The organism is Brachybacterium sp. AOP29-B2-41 (assembly GCF_052378395.1).
GTDB lineage: Bacteria > Actinomycetota > Actinomycetes > Actinomycetales > Dermabacteraceae > Brachybacterium.
Window position 1 is genome coordinate 1 of record NZ_JBQSXR010000026.1, and the last position, 20,537, is coordinate 20,537.

A 20,537-nucleotide genomic window follows, 5' to 3' on the forward strand; every position below is an offset into this window, starting at 1 on the left:
AAAGGGTTTCGCTCCTCCCACTCCTTTTTTCATGCCGAAAACAGGGTTCCGGTTTTCATGCGCGAAGTCAGGCTTCTTGCCGAGGGGCGTGCAGGGCTGGTGACCAGCGATGTCGTCGCCAGCGCTGAAGCGGGACGTCGACGTGGCACGGCGTTCTCCCGCTCACCTCAGGACCAACAGTGCGGTTCGGCGCGTCTGTCCCCGGTAGACTCGGTTGTCGGGTCCGCGCAGCCATCCGTTGCTGGTTCCCGAGCTCGTGGCCTCGTCGTCTCGAGCATCCCGCAGTTCATGTCCCGGGAGCGCCGCCGGCGCCCCGCTGAGTTCCAGGAGAGCCATGCCGTCCACGTTGCCGGGAGTTCCCGACATCGATGAGCAGCTCGCGAGCAACATCGTCGAGCGCCTCGGAGCCATCGAGGAGCGGCTGCGTGACTCCGTGGCCACGTCCGACGACATGGTCCGCTGGACCAGCCGTCACCTGATGGATGCCGGAGGCAAGCGCGTGCGTCCCATGCTGGTGCTGCTTGCGGCATCGCTCGGTGACCTCGACGCTGAGGGGGTGCTCGACGCTGCAGTCCTGGTCGAGCTCACGCATCTGGCGAGTCTTTACCATGATGACGTGATGGACTCGGCGCCCACCCGCCGTGGTGCGGAGAGCGCGCATTCGCTCTGGGGCAACAACGTCGCGATCCTCACCGGTGACTTCCTCTTCGCTCGTGCGAGCGCGCTCAGCGCCCGGATCGGGACCGAGGCTGTCCGCCTCCACTCGGAGACCTTCGAGAGGCTGTGCCTGGGACAGCTCCATGAGACCGTCGGGCCGAAGGAGGACGAGGATCCCTTCGCCCACTACATCTCGGTCCTCGCCGATAAGACCGCCTCGCTTCTCGCCCTCGCGGGAAGCCTCGGGGCGTCCCTGGCAGGGGGACCCGCTGGCTCAGCCGACGTCATGCGGCGGTACGGGGAGAAGGTCGGAGTCGCCTTCCAGCTCGCGGACGATGTGCTCGATCTCGAGAGCGACGCCGCCACCAGCGGGAAGACCCCCGGCATCGATCTGCGTGAGGGAGTGCCGACGATGCCTACCCTGCTGGTTCGACGCCGCGCTGCGGCGCAGCAGGACGCCCATAGCCTGGACCTCGTGGCACGGCTCGACGGTGACCTCAGCTCAGATGCCGCGCTGGATGAGCTCGTCGCAATGCTCCGGGCCGATCCTGCGCTCGAGGAGACGCGCGCGCTCGCGCAGCGCACTGCCGATGAGGCGGTGGAGATTCTCGCCGAGCTGCCGGAGAGCGACGTCCGTGCCGCGCTGACGACGTTCACCCGGACCCTGGTGGAGCGCGCACGCTGACTCCCGGGCGGACCGGGGCGGCTGCCCAGCTCCGTCCCGGTCTCCACACCGTTTCGTGATCAGGCGCTCGTGGTGCTCATGCGCTGCTGCGGGTACCCTGGGCAGGTCGCGCGCGCGGAAGTATCAGCTCCGGGGAGCATTCTCTGAGGGAGTGCTGGGCACCACTTGCGGGCGCGTTGAGAATCGGAACATGCGCTGGGGGTACGTCCATGTCTGACACCGCTGGATCCAAGCGACGCCGGGGGAGGCGCGTGACGGTCGCGTCCTCGGCCATGATCGCTGTGGTCGCGCTGGTGCTGACCGGGTTCGCGCTGCGCTATCCGGGTCTTTCCTCGTCTGATGTCCAGGTCTCCAATGGCGGGGTCTGGGTCTCGAACCAGGACAGCGGGCTCATCGGCCGGCTCAATGTGGATGCCGGTGAGCTCGATGCACGACTGATGTCCACCGGTCAGGACCTCGACATCATCCAGTCGGGGTATCACGTCTTCGAGACGGGCGCCCGGGGGTTCACCCCGATCAACACTGCGTCCGTGGTTCGCAACGGCCTCGTCGAGCTGCCCGCAGGTTCCACGGTGAAGATCGGTGGGGATCGCGTCGTGATCGCTGCGCCGGACGGGCGCGTCTGGATCCTGACCCCCGAAGAGGCCGCGGCATTCAGCCCCGCCGCAGTAGATCCGGTGCTCGAAACCGGCAAGGAGGCGCCGCCGGTCGCCGTCTCCGAGAATGGTGTCGTGTATGTGCTCAACGGCTCCGAGCTGCTGAGGTATGCGAAGACCTCGCCGACCCAGGACACGACGGCGGACAAACCGATCGAACTCGCTGATGTCTCCAGCAATTCGGATCTGCTCCAGCTCACGGTGGTCGGCGACGAGCCGGTGGTCCTGGACAAGGAGAAGCGCCTGCTCCGGGTGGGAGCCGACGCCAACGAATACGACCTCACCGACGACGGAGTCTCCACCCTGGAGTTCGCCGAGCTCCAGCAGGCAGGCCCCGCCTCCGACAACTTCGTGCTCGCCACCCGCGATGCGCTCTTCGTGATCCCCTTCGACGGTGGCAAGGCCACGAAGCAGGCCGCCGGCGGCACGGGGAGCACCGTGGTCCCACCCGCCCAGGTCCAGGGATGCGCCTACGGGGCCTGGGGTGGCTCGAACCGTTATGTGCGGCTGTGTGCAGGGGAGGAGCCGATCGCCGAGAGCATCCCCGAGGCGGACAGCGCCGCCGATCTCACGCTGCGCGTCAACCGCGACCTGGTGGTCCTCAACGACCAGAAGTTCGGATTGTCCTGGGAGATCATGGACAACATGGAGGTGGTGGACAACTGGGTCGTGACCCAGGAGATCCAGACCAACGAGTCCGAGGAGAAGGAGAAGGAGACTCTCACCACCACGATCACGAACATCGCCGCAGAGCGCGATCAGGAGAATCGCCCGCCGACCGCCAATGAGGACCGGTACGGTGTGCGGCCCGGCAAGAGCGTGGTCCTGCCGGTGACCCGCAACGACACTGATCCGGACGGGGACATCCTGTCCGTGCGCGTCGAAGGCGAGCAGCCCGGCATCGGCACTGTCACTCCGATCCGAGGCGGAACTCAGCTCCAGATCCAGGTGGACGAGGACGCCTCCGGCAGCGCCACGTTCACCTACCAGGCGAATGACGGCCGCGGTGGCACCGATACCGCAACTGTCACTCTGGACGTGCGCGCCGACGGCGACAACGAGGGTCCCAGGCCCGCGGACGAGATGATCACCAAGGTCCAGGTCCGCTCCGGTGAAGAGATCAGCTTCAACATCAGCCCGTACTGGGAGGATCCGGACGGCGACGCCTTCTATCTCGCCAATGCCACCGTCCCACCAGAGGACCTCGTGACCTTCCGTCCCGATGGCCTGGTCACCTTCAACGATGCCGGACTCGCCCCTGGAACCAAGCAGATCGAGGTCAGCTTCCGGGACGAGCATGGCAAGCAGGGGGAGGGCACCGTCGAGATCGAGTCGGTGACCGAGACCGACCTGGCGCCCATCACCACCGCGGACCACGCCACGATCGTGGCGGGTCGCACCACGACCATCAAGCCGCTGCTGAACGATCTGAACCCCAACGGCGGCAATCTCGAGCTGCTCAGCGTGAGCGAAGTCGACGGGCTCGAGATCGACCCGGTCCTCGAGGCGGGGACCATCAACGTCCAGGCGAGCGTGCCGGGCGCCTACTACCTCGAGTACACGGTGGCGGCGAGCGGCGCGAGCACCGTCTCGCTGGGACTCGTGAGGGTCGATGTCATCGAGCCCGAGGCGGAGAATCTCGCCCCGGTCGCGGTCGATGACATGGGCACGGTGACCACTGGGACGGACACCCTGCTGGACCCGTTGGAGAATGACGTGGACCCCACCGGCGGGGTGCTGGTCGTCAACTCGATCGACGTGCCTGAGGGCAGTGGCCTGAAGGCCACCATCGTGAACCACCACCTGATCCGAGTCGAGGCGGCGCCGGGTGCGATGGTCTCGGCGGAGCCGGTCCCTGTGACCTACGAGGTGGCGAACTCGGCCGGCGTCACCACCGGCACCGCCCGGGTGATGGTCGCCAGCACCGATACCCAGTTCGCGAACCCCGTGGCCGTCCCGGACCGGGCCGTGGTCCGTGCCGGCGACATGGTCAACATCAACGTGACCGGCAACGACATCTCGCCGACCGGCGCTGATCTCCATCTCGCGCAGGAGATGGACACCTCTCGCGCCGATGAGCTGGGGCACACCGAACCCCACCAGGACCAGGTTCGCTTCCGGGCGAACGATGACGCCACCGGTGAGGCCGTGGTCCAGTACCAGGTGATCGACGAGACCGGCCGCACCGGCTCAGCGCTCGCCTACATCACGATCGTCCCGCGCGATGCCGACAACACCGCGCCGAAGCCGGACAACCTCACGGCGCGCACCGTCGCGGGTACGCCGGTGCGGATCCCCGTTCAGACCACCGGAATCGATCCCGAGGGCGACTCCGTGATGCTCACCGGCGTCACCAGCCCGATGCCCACGCTGGGAGAGATCGTCAGCGCGAACGGCGAGTGGATCGAATACCTTCCCCACGACGGCTCCGTCGGCACCGATCGCTTCCGCTACCAGGTGATGGACCGCCACGGCGCGATCGGCACCGCCGAGGTGCTGGTCGGGGTGGCCGCACCGAACGATCGCAACCAGGCACCCTATGCGGTCGACGACACCGTGGAGGTCCGGCCGGATCGCGAAGTCCAGATCCCGGTGCTCGCCAACGACACCGACCCTGAAGGCGACCTGTTGGCCGTAGTGCGCGGTGACGTCGAGGCGATGACCGAGATCCAGCAGCACGCTCCGCCTGAGGATGCCGACGACGGCTACCTCACCGTCACCACCCCTTCCGAGCCCGGCACCCACACCGTGCTCTACTCCGCGACGGATGGACAGCTGAAGAGTTCGGCGACCGCGACCATCAAGGTGGCGAGCAATGCGCCGCAGCTTTCGCCGGTGGCGCGGGATGACTTCGTCCCGGTCGAGGACGTCATGGACCCCGAGATGGACTTCGTGGACGTCGAGGTGCTCGCCAACGACTCCGATCCCGATGGCAGCACCAAGGACCTCACCGTCGAGCTCGACGAACCGACCGACGGTGTCGAGCTGCTCGATGAGGAGGGCACCGTCCGGATCCTCCCGCAGGAAGAGCAGCAGCGCATCCGGTACACCATCACCGATGTCGACGAGCTCGCCTCTGCCGGATACATCTGGGTGCCCGGCACCGCGAAGCAGGCTCCCGTCTGGGTGGGGCAGCCCCTCCAGGTGCAGGTCGGCTCCGAGGTGAGCGTCGATCTCGCGGATCCGAGCAACGTCCGGGTGCGCCCCGGCGCCGAGCCAGCACGCATCACCGATCTGAGCCTGGTCTCCGCACAGCACAGCGACGGTGGAGAGCTCGTCTCGGGCGAATCCACTCTCGTGTACCGGCCGGCCGCGGACTTCTCGGGCAACGACACCATCACGGTCGAGGTCACCGACGGTGCGGTGGGCGACCCCACGGCTGCCGTCGCGACCCTCGCGATCCCGGTCCAGGTCGCTCCCGAGGAGACCAACCTTCCACCGACCCTGCAGGGCGCGGTGCTCGAGATCGAACAGGGAGGTGCGCAGTCGTCCATCGATCTGGCCGCCGGCGCTGAGGATCCCGAGAACGAGGAGCTGACCTACGCCCTGGGTGATCTCACGCCGAACCCCGAGATCACGGTAGGGCTCGACGGCTCGACGCTGACCGCCTCCGCGACCACGAAGTCGTCCAAGGGCGAGATCCTGGAAATGCCGGTCACCGTCACCGACGGGACCAACCCGCCGGTCTCAGCGACCGTGCAGATAACCGTCGGCGGCTCGCAGCGACCGCTGATCTCGGCGACCCTCGACGAGGCCACCATCGATGCCGGGCGCACGGAGTCGATCCCCGTGCTCGAGAACGACTCGAACCCCTTCCCCGGCGGTGAACGGGAGATCGTCAGTGCGGCACTGGTCTCCGGTGACGGCGAGGTCTCGCTCGATGGCGACGACGTCGTGATCACGCCGGATCCGGACTTCCATGGATTCCTCAATGCCAGCTATACGGTCATGGACGACACCGGTGACCCTGATCGACAGGTCAGTGGCGAGATCCGGGTCACCGTGCTGGGCAAGCCTGAGGCCCCCTCCGCGCCTCGCATCGGCGAGGTCGGGGACGGGTTCGTCGAGCTGAACTTCACCGCTGGCGCTGACAACGGCTCGCCGATCACCGGGTACAAGGTCTCCACGGCAAGCGGTCCCGCGGTGACCAAGGACTGCCCGTCCACCTCGTGCACCATCACCGGTCTGGCCAATGACACCGAGTACTCCTTCCAGGTCGTCGCGGTGAACGACGTCGGGGATTCCGACCCCTCGGCCGCCTCGCCCATCGCGCGGCCCGATGTCCGCCCCGAGAAGCCCGCCGCCCCCTCGGTCGAACGCGGCGACGAGCAGCTGACCGTCGCCTGGGTTCCGCCGGTCAACCGTGGCTCGGCGATCCAGGGCTACACGGTGCAGGCCCATGACACCGCGAACGGCACCTTCGAGAAGCGGGAGATCGAGGCGGGGAGCACGCAGACCGTCTTCACGAGCTTGCAGAACGGGACGGACTACCGCTACCGCATCCAGGCCTCCAACCTGGCCGACGAGCCCTCCGACTGGTCGGAATGGTCGAAGCTCGAGCACCCGGCCGGCAAACCCGCGGTGCCTGGCGGTACCCCGACTGCGCAGCGGATCGATGATCCTGTGGGCGGTGGCATCACGGTGACCTGGCCGAAGATGACCGAGAAGGAGTCCAACGGTGAGCCGATCACGCAGTACATCGTCACTGCCTCCTCGGGGGAGAGCCAGACTCTGGAGCACACCAAGACGTCCACGACCTTCCGCGGACTGGATGAGGACACCGCACATTCCTTCACCTACACCGGTGTGAACTCGGTGGGCAAGGGGGTGGGGGCGTCGAAGCCTTCGAATTCCGTCACCCCATGGGCGAAGCCCTCCGCCCCGACCGGGGTCACAGCGACAATGCCCAGCGAGGGCACCGGCGAGGGCCCCAACGGTCGAGCGAAGGTCAGCTGGGTTGCGGCCGAAGGCAACGGCACCACCGTCACCAAATACGTGGTGCGCTGGAACGGTGAATCCAAGACCGTCAATGCTCCGGCCACCAGTGTCGATATCTCCGGACTCGGCAACAGCGGTGCCACGTACAGGTTCACCGTCGAGGCCCGCAACGGGTTCGAGGCCAACGGCGGGGTCAGCGAGCGATCGGGCGAGTCGAACTCGGTGCGGCCGTACACGACACCGGCAAAGCCGAGCTCAGCCACTATCTCGACCGCGAAATGCACCGGCGCGAACAACTGCCCGGTGACGTACAAGGCCTCCGCTGGCGGCGATGACGGCGGGGCCGGGAACAAGACGCTACAGGTCCGTATCGACGGTGGTGGCTGGCAGGACTCGGGCACCTCCTACTCCAAGACGATCCAGGCCAAGTCCGCCTCCTCGCATTCGATCGAGGCACGTGTGGTGACGAAGCCGAAGAACGCCGACGGCTCCACGGCCACCATGACCTCCGGCACCGTGAAGGACTCGAAGAAGGCCCAGACCTACACCCCGCCCCCCGCGCCGAAGATCAGCGGTGAGAACGGGTACGGCGATGCGACCGGGGAGGATGGGTGCAACAACGGATGGTGCTACTACCTCGACTTCACAGTGTCGGGTCTCGCCCCGAACACGACCTACGAGTACTGCATCAAGGCCGATGGCGTCATCGGTGGGAACTGCTGGTACCCAACCACGGACGGCGCCACCCCGACGATCGGGACCTTCACGACGAACTCTTCCGGTGCATGGGACCTCCGCGACAGCGGGCATAAGCCGTACTGGGGTCACCCGTACACCGACCTCTGGGTCTGGGTCAGGATCGACGGTCAGACCGCCGACTCCAATAAGGTCCAGATCCGCTCGAGCTGAGATCCCCGCCTCACGACATCCGCCCTCTTCCCGAAAGCAGAATTTCTCCTCATGAGCATGACCCCCGAACAGGCCCGCTGGTTCGCCGAGACGTTCGACAAGCTCGTCCAGAGCATCGGTCAGGCCGTCCTCGGCAAGAACGAAGTGGTCCGTCTGGTGCTGACCGCGATGATGGCCCCTGGGCATGTGCTGCTCGAGGACGCTCCGGGCACCGGGAAGACCTCGCTGGCCCGCTCGATCGCCGCGACCGTGCAGGGCACCAGCACCCGCATCCAGTTCACCCCGGACCTGCTGCCCTCCGACGTCACCGGTGTGACGATCTACGACCAGAACACCAAGTCCTTCGAGTTCCACAAGGGACCGGTGTTCGCGAACATCGTCCTCGCCGACGAGATCAACCGCGCCTCGCCGAAGACCCAGTCGGCGATGCTCGAGGTGATGGAGGAGGCCCGGGTCACAGTCGACGGTGTCACCCACGAGGTCGGCAACCCGTTCATGGTGATCGCCACCCAGAACCCCATCGAGCAGGCCGGCACCTACCGTCTTCCTGAGGCGCAGCTGGACCGGTTCCTGATGAAGACCTCCATCGGCTACCCGGACCACGCCTCCAGCGTGCAGATCCTGCAGGGCTCCGCGCTGCGCGACCGCAGCAGCCAGCTCAGCCCGCGCATCTCCCTCCAGGCCGTCAACGACATGACCCAGCTGGCCTCCACCGTGCATGTGGACCCGGCGGTCCTCGAGTACGTCTCCCGACTGATGGAGGAGACCCGCCTCGCGCCGGAGGTGCGCGTCGGCGTCTCCATCCGTGGCGCCCTGGCGCTGATGCGCGCGGTGAAGGTGTGGGCTGCGGTCAATGGCCGCCACTATGTGATCCCGGATGACGTCAAGCACCTGGTCGAGCACGTCTGGCTGCACCGCTTCGTGCTCGACCCCGAGGCAGAGTTCTCGGGCACCACCGCCAAGAGCGTCATGACCAAGATCCTCAGCGAGGTGGCGCCGCCGCAGGCGCGACAGCAGTCGGCATGAGTACCGATCGTCGACGAACTGCGAGGGACGAGCGGGAGGAGATGAGCGCATGAGTGCTGTTCGTCGACGAACTGCGAGGGACGAGCGGGAGGAGATGAGCGCATGAGTGCTGTTCGTCGACGAACTGCGAGGGACGAGCGGGAGGAGATGAACACATGAGTTCAGAGACCTCACTTCCCACCGACGCCGCAGACGCAAAAGCCGCCAAGGCCCAGGCGAAGAAGCGGCGCAGCGCCGTTAAGTCGGAGGCCAGGGCGAAGGCCCGCTCCACCCGGAAGCAGACGCGCGCCGCGAAGCGTACGCAGAATGCTCCCGGGTCGGTGTCCGAAGCTCCTGGGTCGGTGTCCGGCGGGCCGGGTGCCGCACAGCCGGGCCGATCAGCCGGGCAGCCAGGCTCAGAGGCCGAGCACAGCACCGGGCTGGCCGGGCTCCGCGACCGCGCGGTGGAGCTCTGGATCCGGCGGATCCATCCCGTGCTCGATGTCATCTCACCCATCGGGTGGGCGGTGTTCGGCGCCGCCGCGGCGTGCTGGTTCATCGGCCTGACCCTGCACATCACCGAGCTGAACGTGATCGCCTTCGCGCTCACCGTTCCGCTGGTGATCGCAGCGCTGTTCGTGCTGGGCCGCGCCTCCTACAAGGTCACCCTCGATCTGCAGACCCACCGCGTGGTGGTCGGAACCCGCGCCGTCGGCCGGGTCGAGGTCGCCAACCCCACCCAGCGGGTGATCCTGCCCTCCCGCATCGAGCTGGCGGTCGGCTCCGCTACCGCGCAGTTCATGGTGCCGAAGCTCGACGCAGGTGCCGAGCACGAGGAGCTGTTCGCCGTGCCCACGAAACGCCGCGCGGTGCTGGTCGTCGGCCCGGTGCGTTCGGTGCGCGATGACCCGCTCTCCCTGATGCGCCGCCAGGTCACCTGGGCGAAGGAGCAGGAGCTGTTCGTCCACCCGCGCACCGTGCGCCTCGACGAAGCCGCCAGCGGGTTCCTGCGGGACCTGGAGGGCACCCCCTCCTCGGACCTCTCCAGCTCCGACATCGCCTTCCATGCACTGCGTGACTACGCACCCGGTGACGACCGGCGGCATGTCCACTGGCGCACCACCGCCCGCACCGGGAAGCTCATGGTGCGTCAGTTCGAGGAGACCCGGCGCTCGCATGTGGTGGTGGCGCTGGACAACCTCGCCGAGCACTACGCGAGCGACGACGAGTTCGAACTGGCAGTCTCCGTAGCGGCCTCGATCTCGGGCCAGACCTTCCGGGAGGAGAAGGAGCTGACTCCCTTCACCTTCGACGAGCGTCAGAACACGGGGACCCTCCGGCAGATGATGGACGACTACACCGTCATCGAGCAGTTCAAGGAGCGGGCCTCGTTCCATGAGCTCGGCCAGAAGGCCGCCGATCTCGCCCCCAACGCCTCCGCGGTGATGATGGTCGTCGGCTCCCACACCACGGCGCGCGAGCTGAACTCCGCCGCCAACCAGCTTCCGATCGGAGTGATGGCAGTGGCGATCCGCTGCGTGGATGATGCCGACGTGAAACGCTCGGCGATCGGCAGCCTGGACGTGGTCACGCTGGGATCGCTGGACACCCTCGCGCGAGCCTTGCGGGCGGTGGGTCGATGAGCACGACCACCACCGCGCCCAGGCGGGCGCCGAGCTACTTCTCGAGCATCCCGCACCGCCGTCGGGCACTGGACCTCGCAGCCCTGGGCGCGCTGTTCATCCTCGCGATCCTCGGCTTCCACCACGTCTACGGCGGCATCCAGTACCTGCTCACCGGGATCATGGCGCTGGTGTTCGGCACCCTGATCGCGCTGATCGGAGCGCGGTGGCGCTGGGGACCGCTGCGGATCACCCCTCTCGTGCTGGTGACGTACTTCCTGTTCGGGCCGATGTTCGCCGCCCCGACCCGTGCGCTCTGGGGTGTCCTGCCCAGCCCCGGTGCTCTGTGGGAGCTGATCAAGGCTCCGGTGACCAGCTGGAAGTCGGTGCTGACGGTGGCACCTCCGGTGGGCGTCGCCCAGGGAGTGCTGGGTGTGGTGTGGATCAGCACTCTGCTGCTGTCGCTGCTGGCGATGACCATCGTGATGAGGTCTCGGCTGTACGTGCTGGCCTGGCTGTTCCCCTTACTGCTGGTGGGCGTGACGATCATCTTCGGCACCGACCAGTCATTCGCGGCGGTCCTCCGAGGGGTGCTCTACGCGATCATCTCCATCGCCTGGCTGACCTGGCGGTTCGAGGCCGCGAGGCTTTCCAACGCCCAGTCCACGATCATCTCGGACACGGTGAGGCCGGGCTCGTGGAAGAACCCGGTGCTGCGGCGCCGTGTGATCGGCGGCGCACTGATCATGGCGCTCGCCGGCGGTGGCGCGGTCGCCGCGCACTCCCTGCTGGATCCGCCTCCGGGCACCATCCGCTATGCGGCGCGAGACAAGATCAGCCCGCCCTTCGACCCGCAGCAGTATGTCTCTCCGCTCACGGAGTTCCGCGGCTACCTCAAGCATCAGCGCAAGGAGGAGCTGTTCACGATCTCCGGTGTCAGCAGCGGTGAGCAGATCCGGCTGGCCACCATGGACTACTACGACCTGCAGGTCTACAACGTCGCCAGCAGCGAGGCCAAGGATGGCCCCTCCGGGGCGTTCTTGCGCACCGCGCCGGGGGTCGACCTCCGCGCCGGCACCGGGCAGGAGCGGGTGTCGTCGGTGACCATCGGCGCCTATTCCGGCGTGTGGCTGCCCACCGCCGGCGCGCAGACCAACCGCATCGACCTCGCAGAGATGACCTCCGAGCGGTCGAGCGTGACCTCCGAGAACCTCTTCCTCAACCAGCAGTCCCAGACGGCGGTGAACGCACGTGGGGTGAGGCCCGGTGACACCTATGAGCTCTCCTACGAGCCCTATGCGGAGCCCACGGCCGAGCAGCAGCGCACCGCCAAGTTCGCACAGATCGAACTGCCCGAGAACGCGCCGATGGATGTGCTGCGGCCGCTGGCCGAGGAAGCGGCGGGGTCGTCGGACTCCGACTTCGAACGGTTCCAGAACCTGACCAGGACGGTGAAGAAGGACGCCTTCTACTCGCATGGTCTCGATGAGGATGCGGCGTCCCTCTCCGGCCATGGCGCGAGCCGCCTGCTGGCGATGCTCGAGGAGGTCGGCTTCGATGAGGACACCCCGGATGCGCAGCCGGAGGGTCGCATCGGCGACGAGGAGCAGTTCGCGGCGCTGACCGCGGTGATGGCCCGCTCGATCGATATCCCCGCCCGCGTGGTGATGGGATTCGAGGTCCCTTCCGGCCAGGAGGGAACCGTCGCGATCACCGGCGACAACGTCACAGCCTGGGTCGAGGTCGCCTTCGAGGACATCGGCTGGGTGCGCTTCGATCCCGCCCCGGACGAGGAGGACGACCCCACCGAACCTGAGCCCAAGGAGGTGGAGGAGCCTCTGCCCCAGGTGGCGCAGCCGCCGCCGCCTCCGGCTGAGCCGCCCAGCCCGCCGCCGGGCGCGATGAGCGACGACAGCGAGAAGGATGAAGAGCCGCTGGAGCCGACCACCTCGTGGGTCGTCTACCTCGGCCTGGGTCTGATCCCCGTGGCGCTGCTGCTGATCGCTGTGCTCGCCGTGATCATCGCCAAGACGGTGCGGCGAGGACGCCGCCGCACCCGGGGCCCGTTGCCGACGCGCATCGATGGGGGCTGGCAGGAGATCCTTGACCTGTTGACCGACCTCGGCCAGAAGCCGGACCCCCTGATGACCCGTGCCGAGACCGCGGCGCGGCTCCAGGCAGACATCCCGGCGATGGGAGCGCTGACTCTCGCCGGCCGTGCAGACCGCGCAGTCTTCGGACCTGACGATCTCCCCGAGGCTGCGGCCGAGGAGTACTGGAGTGATGTCATGACGGCGCGGCGTAGCATGTCCGCTGCGGTGCCGTGGCACAAGAGGCTGCGGGCAGCGCTCTCACTGCGCTCCTTCCGCCGGCGGTCCGCGGACCGTCGCACCGAGAACAAGCGCCTCCGAGTGAATGCTCGGGCCCGGGACAAGGCGCTGCGCCGCTCCGAAGCGATGCGCCGACGCCGGTCTTCGCTCCGCGAAGGCACCAGGAGGACGAGATCGTCGAAGAAGGGCAGAGCGTGATGAACCAGACGCGATACTGCAGCACCTGCGGGACTCTGCTGTCCGAGGGCGCGGTGATCTGCGGAGAGTGCGGTGCGCGCTATCAGGCCTCGCCCTACGAGCGCCGGGCGACCGATACTCCCGGGGCCTGGGCGCAGGCGCCACGGTCACGGGCGCGGGACCTCGGTGCGGACGCCGCCCAGGCTCCGGAGGAGGAGGGGATCGAGCTGGTCTCCAGGGAGTCTCTCCTGCCGAAGAACCCGGGTGCGACGGCACTGCGCACTCAGGAACAGTACGATCAGATGATGGTGACCCAGCCCGCGATGAATCAGACCGGACCGGGCCCCGCGCCCGGCATGCTGAACGGACCGGGGTCTCCGGCTCCGGCGCCGAGTGCACCCGGGGGAGAGCCGATGGAGCCGCCGCTGGACGGATGTGTCCCCGGCTCGCTGCTGCGGCGATTCCTGGCCGCGCTGGTGGACTCGGTGATCGGCACCCTGGTGGCGGTGCCGCTCACCCTCGGCATGATCCTCATCCTGACCTCCGACACCATCGGCCTGCTCCCGCAGATCCTGGTCGGGGTGGGCGTGGCGCTTCCCGTCGCGTACACGGTGCTGATGATCTGGCTGGCTGGGTCGAAGGGATTCACCCTCGGCAAGCTGATCCTCGGACTGAGGATCACGAAGGACGGCGTAGGCGGGCCGATCGGCTTCGTGCGTGCACTGGGCCGCTGGGCGCTGTACGGGATCATCCCGCTGATCATGGCGCTGTCGATCTTCATCGACCCGAAGAAGCATCTGCGCGGCTTACACGATCGGGTGATCGGCTCCGTCGTCGTGGACATCAAGGCAGGTCGCAACCCGCTGCAGCCTCGTCCCGACGATTTCGAGCGCGAGAGCGCGGCTCACTACCTCGGCGCCCCCTCGGTCGCGGTCTCCACGCACCCGAACCTGCTCTCCGAGCCGGGGACGGCGTGGAGCGGTCCCTCTGACTCGGCACCGGCTCAGCCCGTCACCGGCGGCTGGGACGGGAGCCAGCAGATGGCACCGAGCCCGTATGCGCCGCCCGCGTCGAGCAGCTCCGCACCGGAGGCACCGATGTCGACGGGTTGGGCCGCTCCGCCGCCCACGCGGGAACCTGTCGCGCAGCAGCCGGGCGGCGAAGGTGGCTGGGCACCGCCTCCGGTCGACCCTGTGCCGCAGCAGAGCTGGGACCAGAACGCTTCTGCACCGCGGCAGCAGAGCGCGGAGCAGGTCGCCCCGGCGCCGCAGCAGGCACCGTGGGACCAGCCGGCGCCGCAGCAGGCGCCGTGGGACCAGCCTGCCGTGCAGCAGGACTGGAGCCGGCAGGACGGGACTTCACAGCCCCAGCAGCAGCCACAGCACTGGGGCCAGCCCGCCCCGCAGCAGTCGGCGGCGCCGGCCCCGTACCAGGACCCGAATGCCGCCGGAACTGCAGGATGGGCTCCGCCCGCCCCTCAGGGCCAGCCCTCCGCACCTGGGGCGAACTCCGCCCTGGACTCCGGAGCGCAGCCCTCCTACGGTGCTCCGACGCCTTACGCGGCACAGGAGCAGGAGAACTCCGCGCCGCAGGCTGGCGCCGCAGGCTGGGGACCCGCCAGCACGAATCAGGAACCGGTCGGGACGCCCGGCGAACTCACCGGAGACGCGTGGGACGCAGGGATCGACGAGCAGACCCGCCTGTCCGAACCGGACGACTCGCTCGGCGATCTCGAACAGACCCGTCTCTCCGCAGTGAAGCTGCCGGCGGTGAAGAAGCTGCGGCTGACGGCCGACGACGGCACCGACCGCCTCGTCGAGAAGGCCGTGGTGATCGGACGCAACCCCTCCGCTTCGGGGGAGGAGGTGCTGTTCGTGCTGAAGGACGACACGCGCTCCGTCTCCAAGACGCATCTGCGGATCGACGGGACCGGGGAGGAGATCACGGTCACCGATCTGGGCTCGACCAACGGCTCCACCATCCTGCGTGAGGACGGCTCCCGGGAGAACCTGGTCCCGAACGCGCCCACGGTCCTTCCCACCGGTGCACAGCTGACCCTCGGGGACCGGACCCTGTCCGTGGAGAGGGAGCAGTGATCGACCGCTCCCTCTCGGACCCGGATCTCACAGGGACGATCCGGGTCATCTCCGCCGCCGCCACCCACGTCGGCCATGTGCGGGCCACCAATGAGGACAGCATCCTCAACGTGTCACCGATCTACCTGGTCGCTGACGGCATGGGCGGGCACAATGCCGGTGAGGTCGCCAGCGCGATCGCGGTCGAGGAGTTCGAGAAGCTCACGATCCAGGAGAACGTCACCGTCGAGCAGCTGGGGGAAGCGCTGCGCTCCGCAGCCACGCGGATCGGCGAGCTCGGCGGCGAGTCCACCCTGGGCGCCGGGACCACAGTCGCAGTGGTCGCGACGATGGTGCTGGACGGAGTCGGCTACTGGGTCGTGCTCAATCTCGGGGACTCCCGCGTGTACCGCCTCTCAGGAGACATCTTCGAGCAGGTCAGCGTGGACCATTCGGTGGTCCAGGAGCTGATGGACCGGGGCGAGCTCACCCCTGCCCAGGCGAAGGTCCACCCCTACCGCCACATGGTCACCCGGGCCCTCGGCGCCGGGCCCGAGTCCGATCCGGACTACTGGCTGATCCCCGCAGAGGTGGGGGATCGGATGCTGATCTGCTCCGATGGGCTGACCGGCGAGATCGACGACGCCGCCATCGAGCAGCTGCTGCGCCGTCCGACGGACGTGCGTACCCTCAGCCATGAGCTGGTGGGCCGTGCGCTCGATGCCGGTGGTCACGACAACGTCAGCGTGGTCCTGGTCGAAGCCGTCGAGGTGGTGGGCCAGCCCCTGATCACCGAGAGCACAGCTGGAAGCTCGAGCTCCGCAGATCGGGAGGACGAGTTCGAGATCGATGAGGACACGCTCCCGCGAGCGCTCCGCGATGGTGGCGGAGAGGTCTGATGAACGAGGAGAAGGGTGTAGGAGCCGAGGACCTGCTCGGGAGAGGGACCTGGGTGCGGCAGGGCCCGGCCACGCTGGTGATCCGGAACAACGCCTGGGTGGTGCTGGTTCCCGGGCTGCGCAAGCAGGTCACGGAAGCGGCATGGGAGCTGCTCGGCGGCTCTCCCGACCCGGAAGGGTTCCTCGATGCTCTGGTGGAGGCCGGGGGGATCGAGAGCGCGGAGAAGCTCTCCGCGCTGCTGTTCGGCTTCCATGACGGCACCACCGGCACGTTCGGAGTGAAGGGCACGACGCCGATCGCCGTCTACACCCCCGAAGGATCCCAACAGATCGCGGGCTCGGACGAGGAGCCCTTCGTCCTGAGGACCGTCGAGGGCGTGCGACGCACCGCGTTCGGAGATCTCCCTGCCGAGGAATCCCTCGGGGCACCTCGGCTGAGTTCGGGGGTGATCCCGGTGCGAGGATTCGTGCACGTGACGGAAGACCCTGCAGAGCTGGGAGATGCCGAGCGGGCCGAACTCGCCGAGCAGGTGGAGAAGGACGGCCGGTCGATCGAGAGCCCGGAGGCGAAGAAGCGCCGCGCCGCACGCCCGACTCCTGCCCCGAAGCCTGCCGGGAGCAGCGCTGCCGCCCCTCTGGTGAGGCCCGCGACAGCCACCCGCAAGCCGGGGGAGATGCCGCCCACCATCTCCCGAGGGGGAACACGCGGAGGCTCGACCCGGCCCGCCGCCTCCGAGACCGCGTCCGCCGGACCGAATATGTTCGCGGGCCTCTTCGGGAACAGCTCTGCGACCCCGAAGCCGGCGGCTCAGGCTGAAGCACCAGCACCAGCACCAGCACCAGCACCAGCACCAGCACCCGCACCGGCTTCAGCACCGGCGGCGGTGCCTGCTGCGGAACCGGCAGCACCCGTACCCGCTGGGCAGCAGACTTCGGCTCCCTCCCCTGCCGTCGACGGCGCGCCGTCCTCGGAGCCCGCCCCGGCTGCGGCAGAACCCAAGCCTGCAACGCCTGTGAAGCGGCGATTGGTCAGCACCTCTCTGTTCGACCGCGGCCGTCGATCCTCCACCGCGGCACCTTCCGCTGAGGCGACCACGGCACCCGCAGCGAATGGTGAGAGCACACCCGCTGGTGGGACCCCCTCTTCCTTGCAGCCCGCGGCAGCCGCGGCGGAAACGCCCGGGCCGGCAGGCGCGAGCTCCGCTGCCTCGACGCCCCCGGTCGAGCAGTCGGTGAGCACGGCAGCGCCGGCCGCGCCTGCCACCGCGACACGTCACTCGCCCGCGACCGCAGCACCCGTCACGTCGGCCTCCGTACCGACCCCTGACCCTCCGCCCGAGGATGAGTTCGAGTCACCTCCGACTCAGATCGCGCCGATCGATGACGACGACCTGGGCGACCAGGGCGATCAGGGCGACGAGAATGCTCCGACGCCTCCGCCGAGGCGGGCATCACGGCACGCTGCCGCTCCAGGGCCCGTCGCGAGCGAGCTCGAGAACACCGGGGCCTACGACGATCTCTTCGGCAAGACCGTGTTCCGGCGCATCGAGGACGCCGCCGTCCGGCGCAGCGAGGACGAGGACGACGCAGAGGATTCAGAAGAGCAGCCGGCCGCGGAGCGGACAGCCGCATCGGCATCGGCAACGGGATCAGTGCCGGCCGCTCCACCTGCCGAGACCACGTCAGCTGCCCCGGCCTCCCCGGCCTCGGCGCCTGAGCCGCTGCCGGCGGAACCCGCCACCGGCGGAGAGTTCATCGACTGGGTGCCGGGGGTCGGGCGCACGGCTCCGGAGATCGCACAGACCGCAGCGCGGCGCGCCTCAGAGGTTCCACCTCCGCAGCCGGCCTATCCGCAGGTCCAGATGGCGGAACGGCCATCCCCTCCGAACTCCGCTCCCCGCTCGGCAGCCGTCGGGCCGCCCATGGCGCCGGGCATGCCGTACGGACGCCCGATGAGCACCGGGGACGCCGGCCAGCACGTCGGATACCCGACGCCTGCCGGGCAGCCGCAGCCCTATGCGAACGGCCCTGCGAACCCGGGAGCTGCGGGACACCAGGTCGGGTTCCTCGGACCTGTGATGAGCGGCTCTGCGAACCCCGGCCATCCCGCACCGCCTGCACAGCAACACCGCGGTGCCTCCCCGGCACCGCAGCGACCCGCGCCGCCCCAGGGTGCCCATCCCGGTGCCGCCGGGTCTGCCGGAGGTGCCGTGCCGAACCGCTATCCACCGCAGGCCTCCTCTGCGAGCAGCGGGTATCCGCAGGCCGGGAGCTCGGCTCAGGCGCCGGGCGCTCCCTACCCTGGCGGGCCGATGCCTGGTCGGCATGCCAGCGCGCCCCACCCTGTAGCGCCCGCCGGCACTCCGGTGACTCCCGCACCGCGTCCAGGGCCGGCTCCGCAGCCCGGATCCGGAACAGCGGCCCCTGCGGGCGTGCCGGGGCACGTCGTGGGCGGCGGTGTGACCCTGACCGGGATGGTGTGTCCGAACGGCCACGCGAACTCCCCGGAGCGCGCTGCGTGCCGGGCCTGCGGTGCACCGCTGCAGGGGCAGCCTCGCACCGTCGTGCGCCCGCCGTTGGGAGCCGTCGCCGTCTCCGGCGGCGGTCGTTTCGTGCTCGACCGCACGGCGATCATCGGTCGGCGTCCTCGCGCTTCTCGCGTCAGCGGTCATGAAGTGCCGCAGCTGATCACCGTGCCCAGCCCGCAGCAGGACATCTCCCGGTCGCACCTCGAGCTGCGGCTCGAGGGCTGGCATGTGGTGGCGCTCGATCTGGGCACCACCAACGGCACCACGCTGTATCGAGAGGGTTACGAGCCGGTCCGGCTGCGTTCACGGGAGGGTGTGGTCCTCCATGATGGAGACCATCTGGATCTGGGGGATGACGTGCATCTGAAGTTCGGGGAACGGCTATGAGCTCCAGGCCCCCCTCTGCGCCGCCCCGGCTGCCCGGTTACGAGTACGAGCAGCTGCTGGGCTCCGGCGGCTTCGCCGATGTCTTCCTGTACCGCCAGTTCCGCCCCCAGCGGCGGGTGGCGATCAAGGTGCTCCTCTCGAACGTGCTCGACGAATCGGTACGGCGGCAGTTCGACGGCGAGGCCAATGTGATGGCCCAGATGTCGACGCATCCGTCGATCGTCACGATCCACCAGGCGGAGGTCTCCGAGGACCACCGCCCGTACATCGTCATGGAGTACTGCCCGCGGTCCAACTACGGCGTGCGTTTCCGCAAGGAGCGGATCACCGTCGCCGAGGCACTGCGGGTGGGCGTTCAGATTGCGGGGGCAGTGGAGACGGCGCATCGCGCCGGAATCCTCCACCGCGACATCAAGCCCGCGAACATCCTGGTCACCGACTACAACCGCCCGGCGCTGACGGACTTCGGGATCTCGATCGCCGCAGGCCAGGGCGATGACGTCGAAGACTCCCAGGGAATGTCGATCCCGTGGTCCCCGCCGGAGTTCTTCGCCGACCCGCCCCGCGCCGACGTGCGCTCGGACGTGTTCTCCCTGGCTGCGACCGTGTACTCGCTGCTGGCCGGGCAGACTCCCTTCGAGCACCGCGGGCGGCGCAACACCGCCTCGGATCTCATCCATCGCATCTCGAGCGAGCCGCTGCAGCCACTGACCCGCCCTGATGTGCCGGCAGAACTGAACCGGGTCCTCTCGATCGCGATGGCCAAGGAGCAGGCGGGCCGGTATGACACGGCTCTCGCCTTCGGCCGTGGGCTGCAGCAGGTGGAGCTCTCCCTCTCTCTGCCGGTCACCCAGATGGACGTGCTCGACGACCGGAGCACCGCGGCCGCGCACAGTGCCGAGGACGACGAGCTCGACATGCACACTCGGATCCGCAAGGTTGCCACCGTGGACCCGGAGTCGGTCAGCACCACCGGCCCTGGGAGCCGGCGCAGGCTCGATCCCTACGCCGGCGTCGCCCCCGCGATCGGCGCCCCGGCCGCGCCCGGATTCGGTGCCCCGGCAACCTCTGCGACGGATGATTCCGTCGAGTCGACCCTGCTGCGCCCGATCGGTGCGCGTCCCGCGGGTGCCTCTGCGCACTCGCCGCTGCCCGCGCCCGGCTACGCCGAGCACGAGGAGGAGCCCGCGAAGGCGCCGGCCTGGCCTTTCGTGGTGTTGGCGGCGGTGCTGATCGTGGTGCTCGGCGTGGGTGCCACCCTCGGAGTGCGCTACTTCCTGATCCCCGAGCCGGAACCCATTCCCAGTACGGACATCAACGTCGCGGCTCCGCCGCAGGATCCGCTGGAGCCGCCGACGGACATCAAGTTCACGCTCATCGCAGCGGGGAGCACTGGTGCGCCCGGTCTGGTACAGGTCAGCTGGGAACCGCCGGCCGGGGTCACGAAGGATGAGCACTACGTGGTCCAGTGGAAGGACATGCCGGACAACTACGAGCGCTACCAGCAGCAGCACGAGGTCCACGGCCTGAACTCGGTCGTCCTGGAGATCCCACCACAGCAGCCTGCCCCCTGTGTCCAGGTGCAGACGGTCAATCCCAACGGCAATTCGAGCCCCCCGGGAGAGAGCTGTTATGAGTAGGCGAGACAGGTACGGTGCAACCATGACGA

The 20,537-nt window shown here is 68.5% G+C and carries 9 protein-coding genes; all 9 read left to right on the top strand.

What is annotated here, in order from left to right; translation table 11 throughout:
• Positions 1 to 334 precede the first annotated feature (334 nt).
• The 9 genes from ACT3T9_RS17125 (at position 335) to ACT3T9_RS17165 (ending at position 20,508) form a co-directional block, all read left to right on the top strand.
• The gene (locus ACT3T9_RS17125; RefSeq protein WP_441445619.1) at positions 335 to 1,342 is read left to right on the top strand and encodes a polyprenyl synthetase family protein; all 1,008 of its coding nucleotides are present in this window, start codon (positions 335 to 337) and stop codon (positions 1,340 to 1,342) included.
• A 251-nt stretch (positions 1,343 to 1,593) separates the two neighbouring features.
• A complete protein-coding gene (locus ACT3T9_RS17130; RefSeq protein WP_444607127.1) occupies positions 1,594 to 7,845 on the top strand; it encodes an Ig-like domain-containing protein in 6,252 nt (2,083 codons plus the stop codon).
• Between the two features lie 51 nt (positions 7,846 to 7,896).
• Positions 7,897 to 8,871, top strand: coding sequence for an AAA family ATPase (locus tag ACT3T9_RS17135; protein ID WP_345075433.1), 975 nt, complete (start codon positions 7,897 to 7,899; stop codon positions 8,869 to 8,871).
• A gap of 155 nt (positions 8,872 to 9,026) precedes the next feature.
• Positions 9,027 to 10,493: a DUF58 domain-containing protein gene (locus ACT3T9_RS17140; RefSeq protein WP_444607128.1), complete on the top strand. Its 1,467-nt coding sequence runs from the start codon at positions 9,027 to 9,029 to the stop codon at positions 10,491 to 10,493.
• Entirely contained in the window at positions 10,490 to 13,000 is a 2,511-nt protein-coding gene (locus tag ACT3T9_RS17145) for a transglutaminase domain-containing protein (RefSeq protein ID WP_444607129.1), read from the top strand. The genes ACT3T9_RS17140 and ACT3T9_RS17145 overlap by 4 nt, the downstream gene beginning before the upstream one ends.
• Positions 13,000 to 15,075, top strand: coding sequence for an RDD family protein (locus ACT3T9_RS17150; protein ID WP_444607130.1), 2,076 nt, complete (start codon positions 13,000 to 13,002; stop codon positions 15,073 to 15,075). Before ACT3T9_RS17145 ends, ACT3T9_RS17150 begins: the two co-directional genes overlap by 1 nt.
• Positions 15,072 to 15,953: a PP2C family protein-serine/threonine phosphatase gene (locus ACT3T9_RS17155; RefSeq protein WP_444607131.1), complete on the top strand. Its 882-nt coding sequence runs from the start codon at positions 15,072 to 15,074 to the stop codon at positions 15,951 to 15,953. Before ACT3T9_RS17150 ends, ACT3T9_RS17155 begins: the two co-directional genes overlap by 4 nt.
• Entirely contained in the window at positions 15,953 to 18,868 is a 2,916-nt protein-coding gene (locus ACT3T9_RS17160; RefSeq protein WP_444607132.1) for an FHA domain-containing protein, read from the top strand. The genes ACT3T9_RS17155 and ACT3T9_RS17160 overlap by 1 nt, the downstream gene beginning before the upstream one ends.
• Positions 18,865 to 20,508 (top strand): serine/threonine-protein kinase, encoded by a 1,644-nt coding sequence (locus ACT3T9_RS17165; protein WP_444607133.1) that lies wholly within the window; start codon positions 18,865 to 18,867, stop codon positions 20,506 to 20,508. Before ACT3T9_RS17160 ends, ACT3T9_RS17165 begins: the two co-directional genes overlap by 4 nt.
• The last annotated feature ends 29 nt before the right edge of the window (positions 20,509 to 20,537 follow it).

Excerpts from the sequence above, each read along its gene's own strand:
- ACT3T9_RS17135 (WP_345075433.1), top strand. The coding sequence starts at position 7,897 with ATGAGCATGACCCCCGAACAGGCCCGCTGGTTCGCCGAGACGTTCGAC.
- ACT3T9_RS17160 (WP_444607132.1), top strand. The coding sequence starts at position 15,953 with ATGAACGAGGAGAAGGGTGTAGGAGCCGAGGACCTGCTCGGGAGAGGG.
- ACT3T9_RS17150 (WP_444607130.1), top strand. The coding sequence starts at position 13,000 with ATGAACCAGACGCGATACTGCAGCACCTGCGGGACTCTGCTGTCCGAG.
- ACT3T9_RS17145 (WP_444607129.1), top strand. The coding sequence starts at position 10,490 with ATGAGCACGACCACCACCGCGCCCAGGCGGGCGCCGAGCTACTTCTCG.
- ACT3T9_RS17140 (WP_444607128.1), top strand. The coding sequence starts at position 9,027 with ATGAGTTCAGAGACCTCACTTCCCACCGACGCCGCAGACGCAAAAGCC.
- ACT3T9_RS17125 (WP_441445619.1), top strand. The coding sequence starts at position 335 with ATGCCGTCCACGTTGCCGGGAGTTCCCGACATCGATGAGCAGCTCGCG.
- ACT3T9_RS17165 (WP_444607133.1), top strand. The coding sequence starts at position 18,865 with ATGAGCTCCAGGCCCCCCTCTGCGCCGCCCCGGCTGCCCGGTTACGAG.